Annotated in this window: 14 protein-coding genes; 6 read left to right on the top strand and 8 right to left on the bottom strand. The window is 56.7% G+C overall.

Going from position 1 to position 16,493, the window contains the following annotated elements:
- Window positions 1–133: 133 nt before the first annotated feature.
- Window positions 134–1,543, bottom strand: coding sequence for a glutamate--ammonia ligase (gene glnA / locus ACOTXD_RS19895; protein ID WP_003861925.1), 1,410 nt, complete (start codon window positions 1,541–1,543; stop codon window positions 134–136).
- A 377-nt stretch (window positions 1,544–1,920) separates the two neighbouring features.
- Between glnA and typA the strand changes: the two genes are divergently transcribed.
- Window positions 1,921–3,744 (top strand): ribosome-dependent GTPase TypA, encoded by a 1,824-nt coding sequence (typA, locus tag ACOTXD_RS19890; RefSeq protein ID WP_003861927.1) that lies wholly within the window; start codon window positions 1,921–1,923, stop codon window positions 3,742–3,744.
- Window positions 3,745–3,823: 79 nt separating this feature from the next.
- Here typA and ompL read toward each other — a convergent pair whose 3' ends face one another.
- The 7 genes from ompL to yihU form a co-directional block, all read right to left on the bottom strand.
- On the bottom strand, window positions 3,824–4,510 hold the full coding sequence (ompL, locus tag ACOTXD_RS19885) for a porin OmpL (protein WP_003861929.1): 687 nt from the start codon (window positions 4,508–4,510) through the stop codon (window positions 3,824–3,826).
- Window positions 4,511–4,584: 74 nt separating this feature from the next.
- Window positions 4,585–6,009 (bottom strand): MFS transporter, encoded by a 1,425-nt coding sequence (locus tag ACOTXD_RS19880; protein ID WP_032608125.1) that lies wholly within the window; start codon window positions 6,007–6,009, stop codon window positions 4,585–4,587.
- Window positions 6,010–6,052: 43 nt separating this feature from the next.
- Window positions 6,053–7,435, bottom strand: a complete 1,383-nt coding sequence (locus tag ACOTXD_RS19875; protein ID WP_003861932.1) for an MFS transporter — start codon at window positions 7,433–7,435, stop codon at window positions 6,053–6,055.
- Between the two features lie 45 nt (window positions 7,436–7,480).
- Entirely contained in the window at window positions 7,481–9,505 is a 2,025-nt protein-coding gene (locus ACOTXD_RS19870) for an alpha-glucosidase (RefSeq protein ID WP_126501310.1), read from the bottom strand.
- A 16-nt stretch (window positions 9,506–9,521) separates the two neighbouring features.
- A complete protein-coding gene (yihS, locus tag ACOTXD_RS19865; RefSeq protein ID WP_025912313.1) occupies window positions 9,522–10,763 on the bottom strand; it encodes a sulfoquinovose isomerase in 1,242 nt (413 codons plus the stop codon).
- A 14-nt stretch (window positions 10,764–10,777) separates the two neighbouring features.
- The gene (gene yihT, locus ACOTXD_RS19860) at window positions 10,778–11,653 is read right to left on the bottom strand and encodes a sulfofructosephosphate aldolase (RefSeq protein ID WP_061856734.1); all 876 of its coding nucleotides are present in this window, start codon (window positions 11,651–11,653) and stop codon (window positions 10,778–10,780) included.
- A 17-nt stretch (window positions 11,654–11,670) separates the two neighbouring features.
- Window positions 11,671–12,561: a sulfolactaldehyde 3-reductase gene (gene yihU, locus ACOTXD_RS19855; protein WP_046092216.1), complete on the bottom strand. Its 891-nt coding sequence runs from the start codon at window positions 12,559–12,561 to the stop codon at window positions 11,671–11,673.
- A gap of 155 nt (window positions 12,562–12,716) precedes the next feature.
- On the opposite strand from yihU, the gene ACOTXD_RS19850 reads away from it, so the two are divergent.
- The 5 genes from ACOTXD_RS19850 (at window position 12,717) to dtd (ending at window position 16,475) form a co-directional block, all read left to right on the top strand.
- Window positions 12,717–13,613: a sugar kinase gene (locus tag ACOTXD_RS19850; RefSeq protein WP_061856735.1), complete on the top strand. Its 897-nt coding sequence runs from the start codon at window positions 12,717–12,719 to the stop codon at window positions 13,611–13,613.
- 34 nt (window positions 13,614–13,647) lie between these two features.
- Window positions 13,648–14,448 (top strand): DeoR/GlpR family DNA-binding transcription regulator, encoded by an 801-nt coding sequence (locus ACOTXD_RS19845; RefSeq protein WP_061856736.1) that lies wholly within the window; start codon window positions 13,648–13,650, stop codon window positions 14,446–14,448.
- 118 nt (window positions 14,449–14,566) lie between these two features.
- Window positions 14,567–15,166: a glucose-1-phosphatase gene (gene yihX / locus ACOTXD_RS19840; protein ID WP_421766479.1), complete on the top strand. Its 600-nt coding sequence runs from the start codon at window positions 14,567–14,569 to the stop codon at window positions 15,164–15,166.
- Window positions 15,160–16,041 (top strand): virulence factor BrkB family protein, encoded by an 882-nt coding sequence (locus ACOTXD_RS19835; protein ID WP_003861949.1) that lies wholly within the window; start codon window positions 15,160–15,162, stop codon window positions 16,039–16,041. The genes yihX and ACOTXD_RS19835 overlap by 7 nt, the downstream gene beginning before the upstream one ends.
- Entirely contained in the window at window positions 16,038–16,475 is a 438-nt protein-coding gene (dtd, locus tag ACOTXD_RS19830; RefSeq protein ID WP_015569909.1) for a D-aminoacyl-tRNA deacylase, read from the top strand. Before ACOTXD_RS19835 ends, dtd begins: the two co-directional genes overlap by 4 nt.
- Window positions 16,476–16,493: the final 18 nt, after the last annotated feature.

Here is a 16,493-nt window from a genome sequence, read left to right as displayed (position 1 = left end):
TGCAGTATAGCGTTTTAGAGGTAAAAAGCGCGTGAGATCAGGTTGTTGGTGGAGAAAAAAGCCCATCCGAAGATGGGCTAAAGTTTCCACGGCAACTACTCCCGACGCGTATGCGCCGGGTAAAACAAAACAATTAAACGCTGTAGTACAGTTCAAACTCAACCGGGTGCGGCGTCATGCGAACGCGGTCGTTTTCTTCGGTACGCAGCGCGATGTAAGCGTCGATAGCTTCATCGGTGAACACGCCGCCAGCGGTCAGGAACTCGCGGTCTGCGTCCAGCGCTTGCAGGGCTTCTTCCAGAGAGCCGGCAACCTGTGGGATCTCTTTCGCTTCTTCTGGCGGCAGGTCGTACAGGTTTTTGTCCATGGCTTCGCCCGGGTGGATCTTGTTCTTGATACCGTCCAGACCGGCCATCAGCAGTGCTGCGAAGCACAGGTATGGGTTAGCCGCCGGGTCCGGGAAGCGCACTTCGATACGACGCGCTTTCGGAGACGCAACCACCGGGATACGGATAGAAGCAGAACGGTTACGGGCAGAGTACGCCAGCATCACGGGTGCTTCGTAGCCTGGAACCAGACGCTTGTAGGAGTTCGTGGTCGGGTTCGCCAGGGCGTTGATCGCTTTAGCGTGTTTGATAACACCGCCGATGTAGTGCAGCGCCTGCTCAGACAGACCCGCATACTTGTCGCCAGAGAACAGGTTGGTGCCGTTCTTGGACAGGGACATGTGGCAGTGCATGCCGGAACCGTTGTCGCCAAACATTGGTTTTGGCATGAAGGTCGCGGTTTTACCGAAACGGTGCGCAACGTTGTGTACAACGTATTTGTAGATCTGAATCTCATCCGCTTTTTTGGTCATGGTGTTGAAGCGGGTAGCGATCTCGTTCTGGCCAGCCGTTGCCACTTCGTGGTGGTGCGCTTCAACAACCAGGCCCATCTCTTCCATGATCAGACACATGGTAGAACGGATGTCCTGTGAAGAATCGACCGGAGGAACCGGGAAGTAACCGCCTTTCACGCCCGGACGGTGACCTTTGTTACCACCTTCGTACTTGGTGGAAGAGTTCCATGCGCCTTCGATGTCATCGATAGCGACGTGGGAGCCAGAAATGGAAGCACCAAAACGGATGTCGTCGAACAGGAAGAACTCTGGCTCTGGCCCGAACAGAACGGTGTCTGCGATGCCGGTAGAGCGCAGGTACTCTTCAGCGCGTTTTGCGATGGAGCGTGGGTCACGGTCATAGCCTTGCAGCGTGCCAGGTTCCAGAATATCGCAGCGGATGATCAGCGTAGGTTCTTCGTAGAACGGGTCAATGAGCGCAGTGGTTGCATCTGGCATCAGAACCATGTCAGATTCGTTAATGCCTTTCCAGCCGCCAATGGAGGAGCCGTCAAACATTTTGCCTTCTTCAAAGAATTCGGCGTTCACCTGATGAGCAGGGATCGTGACGTGCTGTTCTTTACCTTTGGTATCGGTGAAGCGCAGATCAACAAACTTCACTTCATGTTCGTTCAGCATCGTCAAAACGTGTTCAGCGGACATACTTAACTCTCCAGATTGGTCATTGTCGTCGTGGTAACGAGGTCTTCAAATCGGCTGGGCTGCCATATTTTTACTGTATTTCTGTAAAGCGAAATCTGTGCCAACTTTTAAAACACCCCAAAAAGGCGTTATCATGCGCACCATAGTGCAGAAGGGCTGCACCACATTGGATTTGTTGCACCATTATAGTGCTTCTGTGTGAACATCGAGCACCATATTGGTGCAATTTACGTTAAAGTGCCCTTTTACCGCTCCGTGAAAGCGATCACAAAGCATCTCTGCAATACTTGTTTGCGGGGGATGTTTGTGATCCTGTTTTGTAGTGCGATTAATCCGTGTACAATAACGCGCTATTTCTAAATGCCTGAGGCAAAGTTGTGATCGAAAAATTGCGTAATATCGCCATCATCGCGCACGTCGACCATGGTAAAACTACCCTGGTTGATAAGCTGCTACAGCAGTCCGGTACGTTTGATGCTCGTGCCGAAACTCAAGAGCGTGTGATGGACTCCAACGATTTGGAGAAAGAGCGTGGGATTACCATCCTCGCCAAAAACACCGCTATCAAATGGAATGACTACCGTATCAACATCGTTGATACCCCAGGGCACGCCGACTTCGGTGGTGAAGTTGAGCGCGTGATGTCCATGGTGGATTCCGTGCTGCTGGTGGTTGACGCATTTGATGGCCCTATGCCGCAAACGCGCTTCGTGACCAAAAAAGCATTTGCCCACGGCCTGAAACCTATCGTTGTGATCAACAAGGTTGACCGTCCTGGCGCGCGTCCTGACTGGGTTGTTGACCAGGTCTTCGACCTGTTCGTTAACCTCGACGCGACCGACGAACAGCTGGACTTCCCTATCGTTTATGCGTCTGCGCTGAACGGTATCGCCGGTCTGGATCACGAAGACATGGCGGAAGACATGACTCCGCTGTACCAGACGATTGTTGACCGCGTTCCTGCGCCAAACGTTGACCTGGAAGGCACCCTGCAAATGCAGATCTCTCAGCTCGACTACAACAACTATGTTGGCGTAATCGGCATTGGTCGTATCAAGCGCGGTAAAGTGAAGCCTAACCAGCAGGTCACTATCATCGATAGCGAAGGCAAAACCCGTAACGGTAAAGTCGGTAAAGTGCTGACTCACCTGGGTCTTGAGCGTATCGAGAGCGACATCGCTGAAGCGGGCGACATCATCGCCATCACCGGTCTGGGTGAACTGAACATCTCCGACACCATCTGCGATCCGCAGAACGTCGAAGCGCTGCCAGCCCTGTCCGTTGATGAACCAACCGTATCCATGTTCTTCAACGTCAACACCTCTCCGTTCTGTGGTAAAGAAGGTAAGTTCGTTACCTCTCGTCAGATCCTTGACCGCCTGAACAAAGAGCTGGTGCACAACGTTGCGCTGCGCGTTGAAGAAACCGAAGACGCTGATGCATTCCGCGTTTCGGGTCGTGGTGAGCTGCACCTGTCTGTTCTGATTGAGAACATGCGTCGTGAAGGTTTCGAGATGGCGGTTTCCCGTCCGAAAGTTATCTTCCGCGAAATCGATGGCCGTAAACAAGAGCCGTTCGAAAACGTAACGCTGGACGTTGAAGAGCAGCACCAGGGTTCTGTGATGCAGGCACTGGGTGAGCGTAAAGGCGACCTGAAAAACATGAATCCAGATGGCAAAGGCCGCGTACGTCTCGACTACGTGATCCCAAGCCGTGGCCTGATCGGCTTCCGTTCTGAGTTCATGACCATGACTTCCGGTACCGGTCTGCTGTACTCCACCTTCAGCCACTACGACGACGTTCGTCCGGGCGAAGTGGGCCAGCGTAACAACGGCGTGCTGATCTCCAACGGTCAGGGTAAAGCGGTTGCGTTTGCGCTGTTCGGTTTGCAGGATCGCGGTAAGCTGTTCCTGGGTCACGGTGCTGAAGTTTACGAAGGCCAGATCATCGGTATTCACAGCCGTTCTAACGACCTGACGGTAAACTGTCTGACCGGTAAGAAACTGACCAACATGCGTGCGTCCGGTACTGACGAAGCAACGGTTCTGGTTCCACCGATCAAGATGACTCTGGAGCAGGCGCTGGAATTCATCGATGATGACGAACTGGTCGAAGTGACGCCTCAGTCAATTCGTATCCGTAAACGTCACCTGACTGAGAACGATCGTAAACGTGCAATGCGCGGTGCGAAAGAAGACTAATTCGATTATGCCGTAGGCCGGGTAAGCGCATGCGCCGCCCGGCAACGAAAAAGCCGCTGAGCGATCAGCGGCTTTTTTATTAGAACGAATACCGTAACCCTAAACGGATCCGGTACTGCTCCCGGTTGTAATCATTCCATCGGTCCAGCCACTGTAGCTCAAGATACGGCAGCCAGTTTCTGTCGATTTTATAGCTGAACTTGTTAGTAATTTCCCAGTGATGATCTTTGCCATTTTTGCTGTGGTAATCATTCACCCGCTGGAAAAAGTGCGGCTCAAAGGTGTAGAAAAACGCATCCGTCACTTTGAAATTCCAGTAGTTGGCGAATTCATGCGTGTCGTTCTTATCCATCTGCCCGTTATAGTCCGGCGTATCGTAATTGTTATGGTTATAGCGATAGCGGAACGTCAGATTAAACCAGTCCGTAAATTTGTAATTGGTATCTAAATAAACCGCGCCACCTGATCCTGCGCTGCTGTCATTAATTAAGCCGCCGGGCTGGAAGGTCAGTTTGTCGGTCGGTTTGAAGAGCGGATACCACCCCTCGATTTCATTATAGCTGTGTTTCAGTTCGTCCCATTTCCCCACGTTATAAGCGTTGGTGAACATCAGTCCCGCGCCCATATCGAAGTTATAGCCCGCACGCAGGATCACTTCGTGCAGCTCAGAGGCCGTATTGTAGGCTTCACGCGTTTCGACATAGGCCCCGGCAAATACCGGGCAGGACACAGACGACACGATCAGTACGGTGATGATTCTTTTCATAATTTGTCCATGTATCAGGTACAGAAAGGCCTCCCTCCTGATAAACAGGAAGGACATAGTGGCCGGATTTATAGTTATAAAGTGACTGCTGACGCTTTATTGTTGGTGGTTATCTCAGGGGTATTTGCTGTCTGTTTCTTCCGTTTTCCAATCTCCTCGATAATAAAGGCGAAGCGCGCTTCGTTGAGTTTATAAAACAGCCCCATGGTCACGGCGGCGACGATTGCCAGGCCGCACGGCCAGAGGAAAATAAGCTGACGCAAACCCAGCAGCGTGCCCGCGCTCTGCACGGCGTGAGGAACGTAGCCAATCTGGGTCAGCATGATGCCGGGCAGGAAACCGGCGAGCGCGGCGGAGATTTTGCGCGAGAAGGTATAGCCGGTATACACCGACCCTTCGGCGCGAATGCCGGTTTTCCACTCGCCGTAATCGACGGTATCCGGCACCAGCGCCCAGTTCAGGCTATTAACAAACGCCGTGCCGAAGAAGGCCATGCAGGAAAACAGCACGAACAGCAGGGAGCTGGTCCCCCAGAAGAAATTCAGCACGTCGCCCACCGCCCACAGCGCCAGCCCGCCCAGATAGACCGGCTTCTTGCCAAAGCGCTTCACCGCGCCGGGCACCAGAAACACGCCAATCAGAATGCAGCCCATGCTGAAAAAGCCCATCCACGACAGGAGGTGCAGATCGTTCAGCACGTACTGGGTGTAATAGACCTGAATCGCCAGCTTGATGTTAAACGCGGCGAGGGTACAGAGGTTGGCGATGCACAGCACCAGCAGCGGCGGATTGCGGAAAATCGCGCAGAATGATTTCAGAATGCCGGGCTTATGGTGATCGGGTGTGAGCTCCACGTAGCGCTCTTTCACCCCGCTGTAGCACCACCACATGCAGAACAGGCCGCCGGTAACGAACACCAGCGCGGCCACCAGATAGCCGAGTGAGGGCTGGCTGATGAACAGCGCCTGAATCGGCATAAAGCCGACGGTGCAGAGCAACAGTCCTACCGTTGCGCCGCCCTGACGCCACGCCGCAAGCTGCGCGCGCTCGTTCGGGTTTTTGGTGATGGCAGGGACCATTGCACCGTAGGCGCAGTTCATCAGGCTGTAGCAGAGGCCAAACATCATGAAGAGCACGGTGGCGAGGGCCGTTTTCACCGTCAGGCTAAAGTCGTTGGCCATAAACTGCGCCGTCGCGACCAGCGCCACCGGGACGGAGGCGTAAAGTATGAATGGCCTGAACTTCCCCCTCGGGCCAATGTTACGCCGGGAATCCAGCAGCACCCCGGTCAGCATGTCGGTGAACGCGGTAAAGAACTTGGCGACCAGAAAAATGATGCCGCCGTAGAACGCGGGCATGCCCAGCTCGTCCGTGTAAAACTTCAGCAGATACAGCGTGCCAATACACAGCATCAGGTTCGAGCCAAAATCACCCATCCCGTAGGCGCACTTCTCTCGCAGGCTCAATTTCAGGGTTAACGGATCAGTATTATGTGTCATGGTCGATCCTCAAAGCGCCCCGCAGGGCGCTCAATCACGTCATTTATGCCGTACGTTTGCGCAGTTCGATCTCTTCGACGATGCGCACATACATCTTCTCGTTGAGGTTGTAGAAGCAGCCCATCGCCACGATGGTGATGACCGCCAGCAGGCTCGGGTAGATAAATATCAGCTGCCGCAGCCCTTCAACCGTCCCGGCGGACTGCACCACGTTCGGCACATAGCCGATCTGGGTGAGCATGATCCCCGGGAAGAAGCCCGCCAGCGCCTGCGAGACCTTCCTGAAGAAGGTAAAGCCGGTGTAGACCGTTCCCTCGGAGCGCACGCCGGTGCGCCACTCGCCGTATTCCACGGTATCGGACACCAGCGCCCAGTTCAGGCTGTTCACGAACGCGGAACCGAAGAACGCCAGGCAGGAGAACGCCACAAAGCTCACCGAGCCGCCGCCGAAGAAGTAGTTAAGCAGATCGCCCGCCACCCAAATCATCAGCCCGCTGATGTAGACCTTTTTCTTGCCGAAGCGCCGCACCGCGCCGGGCATCATAAAGACGCCGATAAAAATACAGCCCATGCTGAAGAAGCCCATATACGACAGCAGGATCGGGTCGTTCAGCACGTACTGCGTGTAGTAGACCTGAATGGCGAGTTTGACGTTAAAGGCGCCCAGCGTGCACAGGTTAGCGATGCACAGGATGAACAGCGGACGGTTCCCGGCGATGGCGCGAAACGACTGCAACAGCCCCGGTTTCTGCGCCGGGTTAGCAGGCTGCGTCTCGACGTAACGCTCGGTAACGCCCTTATAGCACCACCACATAAAGAACAGCCCGAACAGCGAGAAGAGGGTGGCGGCAAAGATGTAGCCAAGCTGGTCGTTACCCTCAATCAGGTTCATCACCGGGACAAAGCCCACCGTACAGAGCAGCAGGCCGAGCGTGGCGCCGCCCTGACGCCAGGCCGCCAGCGAGGCGCGCTCGTCCGGGTTTTTGGTGATGGCGGGCACCATCGCGCCGTAAGAGCAGTTCATCATGCTGAAGAACAGGCCGTACAGCATGAACAGCACCGTCGCCATCACCGTTTTACCGGTGATTTCAAACGGTGTGCCGACGAAGTTGGCAATCGCCAGCAACGTTACCGGGAAGGCTGCATACAGCACGAACGGGCGGAATTTCCCTTTCGGGCCGATCTTGCGCCGGGAATCGAGCATGATCCCGGTGCCCATATCGGTGAAGGCGGTAAAAAACTTCGCAATCAGGAAGATAATCCCGCCGTAGGTGCCCGGCAGCCCCAGCACGTCGGTGTAGAACTTCAGCAGATACAGCGTGCCGATATCAAGCAGGATGTTAGAGCCGAGATCGCCCATCCCGTAGGCGAGTTTTTCTTTAAACGGCAGGCGCAGGGTTGCCGGATCAGAAGTATGTTGACTCATTATTGTTCTCCGTCTGCCCGCAGGTTTTCCCGCGGGCGAGCCTTATCAGATATGACGTAAGGTGCTAAACAGATCGGCCCATTCGCTTTGCTGGCGATAGAAGACCGGCGGTTTGCCGAGCGGGGCATCAACGGTGATGTCACCGCCCTGGCAGGTTTCTCCGGTCCACGCATTGACCCAGGTGTCCTGCGGCAGATAGATCGACCAGTCGCGGCGTCCCTCTTCATGGACCGGCGCCACCAGTAGATCGCGGCCAAACAGATACTGGTATTTCAGCGTGTAGGCGCGCGCGTCGTCCTCGTAGTGCAGGAAAAGCGGACGCATCACCGGCAGGCCGCTTTTCGCGTTCTGCGCAACCGCAGCTTTGATATACGGCTTCAGGGTGGTGAAGACGGTGGTCATGCGCGCGAAGTGCGCGATGGTTTCCGCGTCGCCGTCGAACTGCCAGTTATCGCCAGGGCGGTTGCCCTCGTGGGTACGCATCATCGGCGTAAAGGCGCTGAAATCACACCAGCGCAGCAGCAGCTCTTTGCTGCGCTTCATCTCGAAGAGCGTCGTATAGCCGCCAATGTCGCTGTGGTGCAGGCCGTGCCCGGTCATCGCCAGCGACAGCGCCGCCGGTACGACGGAAGCCAGACCGTCGTCCAGGCTCCAGTCGACGTTCTGATCCCCCGCCCACATCATCACCGAGTGCTTCTGGCTACCGGTGTAGCCTGCGCGCATGAAGAACAGGATCTCCCCGAGCTTGCCGGTCTCCTCCAGCGCTTCGTAGTTACATTTCGCCCACAGGGCAGGCCAGGCGTTATGCATGATCTCCGCGCTCACGCCGTTGTGCAGGAAGGTATCGGTCGGCAGGTACTCCCCGAAATCGGCCATCCAGCCGCCGCAGCCCAGTTCGATCAGGTTCTTTTTAATGACCTCTTTGTACCAGTCGTAGGCTGCCGGGTTGGTCAGGTCGATAACGCCCGCGTAGAACTCGCCGAACTCGACGTGGTAGTCCTTGCCGTCGGCGTTTTTGGTCAGATAGCCGCGTTTCGCGGCCTCTTCGCAGAGATCTTTATCGCTGGCGACGTACGGGTTGATATAGGAGAGGAACTGCACGCCTTCTTCTTTCCACTGCGCAATCCGCGTATCAAGCTGCGGATAGAGCGCGCTGTTCCACTTCCAGTTCCACATTACGCGTTTGCCGAAGGAGGTCATGCGGATGCCGGACCAGTCCTGCGCCCAGATGCCGTTCACCTTTACGCCGCCGTTACGCATGGTGTCGAGCTTCTGCTGGCACACCTCGGTGCCGCCCTGGATGCCCAGCGTCACGCCGTCGTACACCCAGTCCGGCAGCTCCGGCTGGCGTCCCAGCAGGCCGGTCAGTTTTTCCAGCAGATCGACGTACGTTTCCGCACATTCGAAGCGCAGCGTGGCGTTATCTTCCCAGAACGCCAGCTCGTGGAAGTCAGGGGCGCTGAAGTCGAAGTTCATATAGCAGCTGTTATCCACGTGGCAGTAGTACTTCTGGGTGCTCACGAAGGTGGGCTGCGGGAAGAAGGTCCAGTAGTAGTCACCGCCTGCGTTCTCTTTGCAGTCGGCCTGCCAGGTGACGTAGGTCTGCTTATTGCGGCCCACGCCCTGCTCGCTGGTCCACAGCGGGAACGGCTTGCCGCGCAAATCGAAATACGAGAACTGCTCGCCGCAGCCGTAAATATGATCGTCAGGCTGAGCTGCCAGCCGCAACCAGATGCGGTTATGGCTGGCGGCATCATTTTTCAGCTTCAGCTCCAGACGGCCTTCCGCATCCACGCCCACCAGCAGCGTGGCGCTCACCGCGTCGCCGCGGGTAAAGCGGATTGCCCAGCCCGCGCTTTGCTGCGTAACGGTCGCGTTCGTCAGGGCAATCTTTTCGTTGAGCTTGTCTTTGATGCTGAAGTTGCCGCGAAACATCTCGATATCCGCCTCGCCTGCGCCAATCCACAGGCAAGGGGCATCCGCGGTGTGGGATAAAATCAGACGGTCCTGCCAGCGCAGGGTGAAGCCACTTTCGTTATTTTTCAGGTCAATATTGTGTAGGGTACGCATAAACACTCCGTCTTAATTATTTGGCCTGGCTATCCAGTAATCCGGCGGCGACGGCAGGGGCTAAGCCCGGGGCCAGCGGCAGGCGGGGGATCACCAGGCAGTGCAGCAGGTGGTAAATATCCTGCTTGCCGTCCCAGACTTTGGTGGTCACTTCGTTGTTGGTGTCCAGCTCCTGCCACCACGAACCGTTTTCGTAGTCCATCAGGTATTTGATGCAGTAATCCCACCACTTCTGATACCAGGCTTCGTACTGCGCCTCGCCGGTCACGGTATAAAGGGCATAGGCCGTGCCCATCGCCTCGACGATCGGCCAGCGCACGCGTTCGCGGACGATTGGCTTGCCGTCCCAGCCCACGGAATAGACAAACCCGTCGGCGCCGTCGGGTGCCCAGGCGTCGCGGATGGTGGCGTGGAACAGGCCTTTTGCATCTTCCAGCAGCCACTCCGGCGGGGTTTCAAAGCGCGCTTCCAGGGCGGCGCGCAGGTGCAGCATCAGGCGGCCCCACTCAATCCAGTGTCCCGGCGTGCCGCCGTAGGCGCGGAAGCGGTGAGCAGGGTTATCGATGTTGTAATCGCGGATCGGGTTCCAGCTGGTGTCGAAATGCTCGTTAACGCGGTACTCCCCTTTGCGCGCCACGTCGTGAATAATCACCGAGGCGATGCGCAGGGCGCGGTCGAGCCATTTACGGTCGTGGGTCACGTCATAGACGATGAGGAAGGCTTCCACGGCGTGCATGTTGGCGTTACCGCCGCGATAGTCTTCCGTTTTGCTGAAGGCTTCATCCCAGGACTCCAGGCACATCTGCTCCTGTTCGCTCCAGAAGTAGCGCTCAATCACCTCGATGGCATCGTCCAGCAACTTACGTGCCTGCGGGTGACCCGTGGTCACGGCGCTCGCCGCGCCCAGCAGGACGAAGAAGTGCTGATAGCCCTGCTTGGAGGCGTCAATGACGCCTTCATCGTTTACGCAGGCGTACCAGCCGCCGTGCTGCTTGTCGCGCAGCGGACCGTTGAGGGCATTAATGCCGTGCTCAACCATGGCATACGCGCCGGGGCGTCCCATGTTCGCCGCCACCGCGTAAACGTGCAGCATTCGCGCGGTGATCCACAGGTGGGTGCCCATATCGCTGCGCACCTGGCCGTTATTGCCCAGCCAGCCAAAGCCGGTCGGTACGGCGGCGTTTTTACCGAAATCGAGAATGCGGTCGGTCTCTTGCTCGAGCCAGCGGTTATGGCTCAGGGTGTTAAACCATTTCATGTTCGGGTCCTTTCTTAACGGCGAGCCATCATTTCGTCGACGATCTCACCCAGACGCTGAAGTTTGGGGACGGAGATATCACGCAGCATCAGCTCGGTGTCCGGCAGGCCAATCACAGAGGACCAGACGGCGCGACCGGCTAAAAAGCCCGATGCCCCCGCCTGCATGGCGACGCTGACGGCGCGCGGGAAGAGCTTATCGTCCACGCCGGACGAGAGGATCACCCACGGCATGGCGATGTTCTCGTTCAGCTTTTGCGAGGCCGCCAGCAGCGCCTGCTGCGTGCCCTTGCCAAACAGCGGCATCTCCACTTTGTAGAGGTCGGCACCGCTGTCGCCCAGCTCTTTGGCCGCGTCGATAATCGCCTGTTCGCGGTTAAACGCGGCACCGCGACGTGGCGGACGCACCACCGGCTCGATAATGCTCAGCAGACCGTTATCGTGGCAGAGCGTATTGAACGCTTTCACCATCTCCAGGCGCTGCTGCGGATCTTCATCGCTGCGCCACAGCACCAGCAGCTTGAGCGCCTTGCCGCCGTCGCGTTTGACCGCCTGCGCGTCGACGTTCTTGTCGATCGCCACGCTGTCGACCGGAATACCGTTTCCCGGAATAAACTCGTCGGCGGCCACAATCATCGCGCAGCTGTTGGCCACGGCCTGCTGCTCGACAATCTGGCGATAGCAGAACTGCTGGTCGACGAGAATGGCCGAGGCGTACGGCGACAGAATTTTTGCCGCGTTGACCTTAAAATCGGTCAGGTTCTGGTCGGTTACCGGCACCGGCGCGCCTGCGGCAGCAAACATCATGCGCATCGCTTCGCGCTGATCCACGGCCAGCATCGCAAAACCGCCGGAAGGTCGGGTGATATCTTTCAGGGTGTACATCGTCATTCCTCAGTCCTTTCGTATCAGTGTGATTTTTTCAGCCCGGCAGACGCGCGAACCTGTTCAAGAATGGCCGTCCAGTCTTCGCGCCCGCGCCCGGCGGCGCGTGCCTGGTTGTAAACTTCGCGGGAGGCCGCGCCCAGCGGCATCGGAACGTGGAGCTGGTTGGCCACGTCGAGGGCGATCCCCAGATCTTTATGCGCAAGGTCGATCATGAAGGCGGGAGAAAGATCCCCTTTCAGCACCTTGTTCGGCCAGGATGTCGTGAAGTGGCCTTTACCCGCAGGCGTACCGCTCATGACCTTGAGCGCCACGTCAAAGGAGAGGCCAAGCGCTTCGCATAGCACGGCGGCCTCGGCGGAAAGGGCGTTCAGGGCAATGCTCATGTAGTTATTGATAAGCTTCACGCGGATGCCCATGCCTGGCCCGCCGGCGTTAATCAGCTCATTGCCCATCGCCATTAAGACCGGGGTGGCGCGCTCAACCTGCTGGGCCGTGCCGCCTGCCAGCAGGAGCAGCGTGCCGGCGATGGCATGGTCAGAGGTGCGTCCCACAGGCACGTCCATCAGGCTGAAGCCTTGCTCAGCCATGTCGCGTATCAGCGCGTCGGTTTGCAGCGGGTGAATGGTGGACATATCAATGACCAGCGCGTCGCGGGATAACCCTTCGCACACGCCGTGCTCGCCGAACAGGACGCTGCGTACCAGGTCGCCGTTTGGCAGCATGGTGATCACGAATTCGGCGTCCGTTGCTGCCTGCGCTGGCGTTGCCGCCGCCCGAGCGCCGCTCTCTGCCAGCGCCTGAACCGCCTGCGGGTTCACGTCAAAGACGTTAAGCTGGTGGCCTTGCTTCAACAGATTCATCGCCATTGGCGCGCCCATCTGCCCTAAACCGATAAATGCGATTGCTGACATGCCTTTCTCCTGTCACATCGTGTCAATTTTTGCGCGTTTATGTTGTCTGTTTTTGATCGTATTTGTAATTTATGGTCAAAAAATTGACACGGGTCACTTTTTAAACATTTGGTGAAATTAAAATGAAGGCATCAGAAATCGCAGAAGGAATCACCATGACTCGCATCGTTTGTGTCGGCATTACCGTGCTGGATCGCATCTGGTATCTCGATGATTTACCGAAAGAAGGTGGGAAATATGTCGCAAAAGACTATACGGAAGTGGGCGGTGGCCCGGCGGCAACGGCGGCAGTGGCAGCCGCGAAACTAGGCGCGGAAGTGGATTTTATTGGCCGGGTGGGGGACGACGATACCGGCAGACGACTGCTTGCGGAGCTGGAATCCCTGGGGGTGAACACCCGCTATACGCGCATAGTTAAGGGAGCCCGATCGTCGCAATCGGCGGTGCTGGTGGACGCAGGTGGGGAAAGAGTGATTGCCAACTACCCCAGCCCCGATCTCCCTGCGGCGGCAGACTGGCTGCATGAAATCGACTTCTCGCAGTGGGACATTGTCTTAGCCGACGTGCGCTGGCATGACGGGGCAAAACAGGCATTTACCCTGGCCCGCCAGCAGGGCGTACCGACGTTGCTTGATGCGGATGTCACCCCGCAGGACATCGCGGAGCTGATCGCCCTAAGCGACCACGCGGCCTTCTCCGCACCAGGACTGCGGCGGTTGACGCAGCTGGATGAAACCGAAAACGCGCTGAAGAAAGCACAAACGCTCACAAATGGACATGTGTATGTTACGCAGGGGCGAGACGGCTGCTTCTGGCTGGAAAACGGCGCATTGTGTCATCAGCCCGGCTTTGAGGTGAACGTCATTGATACCACCGGGGCGGGCGACGTGTTCCACGGTGCGCTGGCGGTCAGCCTGGGGCAGAAATTACCCGCCGCAGACGCCGTGCGTTTTGCCAGCGCCGTCGCAGCACTGAAATGCACAAAGCCCGGCGGGCGCGCGGGTATACCCGACTGTGATCAAACCCGCTCTTTTTTGTCACTTTTTGTATAAAATGCGGGGCGTGATGGTTTTCAGAGGACAGCCCATGAGCCTTACCGAACTGACCGGCAACCCGCGTCACGATCAGCTGCTGACGCTGATTGCCGATCGCGGCTATATGAACATTGATGAACTGGCGCAGCTGCTGGATGTGTCGACGCAAACCGTGCGCCGGGATATCCGTAAGCTCAGCGAGCAGGGGCTGATCACGCGTCATCATGGCGGGGCGGGCAGGGCATCCAGCGTGGTGAACACGGCGTTCGAGCAGCGTGAAGTCTCGCTTACCGAAGAGAAGCGGGCGATTGCCGAGGCCATTGCGGACTATATTCCCGACGGTTCGACCATCTTTATCACTATCGGGACGACCGTGGAGCACGTTGCCCGGGCGCTGCTCAACCATAATCATCTGCGCATCATCACTAACAGCCTGCGGGTGGCGCACATTCTTTATAAGAACCCGCGCTTTGAGGTGATGGTGACCGGCGGTACGCTGCGCCCGCATAACGGCGGCATTATCGGTCCTGCGGCAACGGCGTTCGTGTCAGGATTTCGCGCAGATTACCTGGTCACCAGCGTCGGGGCGATAGAGCACGACGGCGCGATGATGGAATTTGACGTTAACGAAGCCAGCGTGGTGAAAACCATGATCGCTCACTCCCGTCACATTTTACTGGCGGCCGATCATACGAAATACCACGCCTCCGCGGCGGTTGAAATCGGCAACGTGGCGCAGGCGACGGCGCTGTTCACCGATGAGCTGCCCGGCCCGGCGCTGCAAAATCACCTCAAATCCAGCAAGGTTGAGATTGTCGAAGTCAATTCCGGAGAAGAGCAGCAGGCTGGCTGATCATCCTATGGCCCGATATTGCGATTCGGGCCTTTCCTTTCTCTAAGCTGAATCTGGCGCATAGCTAAAGTTTCTCTTTCCCGCTACAGTTACTTCTCCACGGCGAAAGGAGATAAACATGCTTTATATCTTTGACTTAGGAAATGCAATCGTCGATATCGATTTTAACCGGGTGTTGGGCGCATGGAGCGATTTTAGCCGTGTTCCGCTGGCGACGTTAAAGCAGAATTTCGCGATGGGTGAGACTTTCCATCTGCACGAGCGAGGTGAGATCAGCGACGAAGCGTTCGCAGAGCGTTTCTGCCAGGAAATGGGTCTTTCGTTAAGCTACGAGCAGTTTTCCCACGGCTGGCAGGCCATATTTGTCGCGATCCGCCCGGAAGTGATCGACATCATGCACAAGCTGCGCGAGCAGGGGCATCGTGTTGTCGTGCTGTCTAATACTAACCGCCTGCATACCACCTTCTGGCCGGATGAATACCCGGAAATTCACGCGGCGGCAGATAAAGTGTATCTCTCCCAGGAGATGGGGATGCGTAAACCTGAGGCGCGCATCTATCAGGCAGTATTGCAGGAAGAAGGATTCACGGCAGCGGATGCGGTCTTTTTTGACGACAACGCCGATAATATAGAAGGGGCTAATCAGTTAGGTATCACCTCCATTCTGGTGACCGGAAAAGAGACGATACCGAACTACTTTGCGAAGCAGTTATGCTAAAAACCGTTCATCAAAAAGCCAATCACCACACGCGCCCGCTGAGGGCGTGGCTGAAACTCCTCTGGCATCGCATTGATGAGGACAACATGACCACGCTGGCGGGCAATCTCGCTTACGTGTCGTTGCTCTCGCTGGTGCCGCTGGTGGCGGTGATTTTTGCGCTTTTTTCGGCATTTCCAATGTTTGCCGATGTGAGCATGCAGCTTCGCCATTTTGTTTTCGCAAACTTTATTCCTGCCACCGGCGATGTGATCCAGAACTACATTGAGCAGTTTGTCGCAAACTCCAGCAAGATGACGGCGGTGGGGGCGTGTGGGCTTATTGTTACCGCGCTGCTGCTGATGTACTCCATCGACAGTGCGCTCAACACCATCTGGCGGAGCAAAAAAGTCCGCCCGAAGGTTTACTCCTTTGCCGTCTACTGGATGATTTTAACCCTTGGCCCATTGCTGGCGGGGGCAAGCCTGGCGATCAGCTCCTACCTTCTTTCGCTGCGCTGGGCGACCGACTTAAACAGCGTGATCGATAACGTGCTGCGTATCTTCCCGCTGATTTTATCGTGGCTTTCGTTCTGGCTGCTCTACAGCGTGGTACCAACCACGCGCGTACCCAACCGGGATGCCGTGGTGGGTGCGCTGGTCGCGGCGTTGCTCTTTGAGCTGGGCAAGAAAGGATTCGCGCTTTATATCACCATGTTCCCCTCTTATCAGCTGATTTACGGTGTGCTAGCGGTGATCCCCATTTTGTTTGTCTGGGTCTACTGGACGTGGTGTATCGTCTTGCTTGGCGCCGAAATAACTGTCACTCTCGGAGTCTACCGCGAACTCAAAAAAGCAGCAGAAGCTGAAAAACAACAAGAAGCAGACCAACCATGATTGCATTGATTCAGCGCGTAACCCGTGCCAGCGTCACCGTGGCGGATGAGGTGACGGGTGAAATTGGCCCAGGACTTTTGGTGCTCCTGGGTGTCGAAAAAGATGACGACGAACAAAAAGCTAACCGCTTATGTGAGCGCGTGCTGGGCTACCGCATTTTCAGCGATGCGGAAGGCAAGATGAACCTGAACGTTCAGCAGGCGGGCGGCAGCGTGCTGGTGGTTTCCCAGTTTACGTTGGCTGCGGATACCGAACGCGGCATGCGGCCGAGTTTTTCGAAGGGCGCGGCACCGGATCGCGCAGAAGCTCTATACGAGTACTTTGTTGAGCGCTGTCGCCAACAGGACATGAATACACAAACCGGACGATTCGCTGCGGATATGCAGGTTTCGCTGGTGAACGATGGCCCCGTCACATTCTGGCTCCAGGTATGAGCCAACTGGCGGTATGGC

This window comes from Enterobacter cloacae complex sp. CDL013 (assembly GCF_049238805.1).
Taxonomy (GTDB): Bacteria; Pseudomonadota; Gammaproteobacteria; order Enterobacterales; family Enterobacteriaceae; genus Enterobacter; species Enterobacter hormaechei_C.
This window is presented reverse-complemented; position numbering and strand designations above follow the sequence as displayed.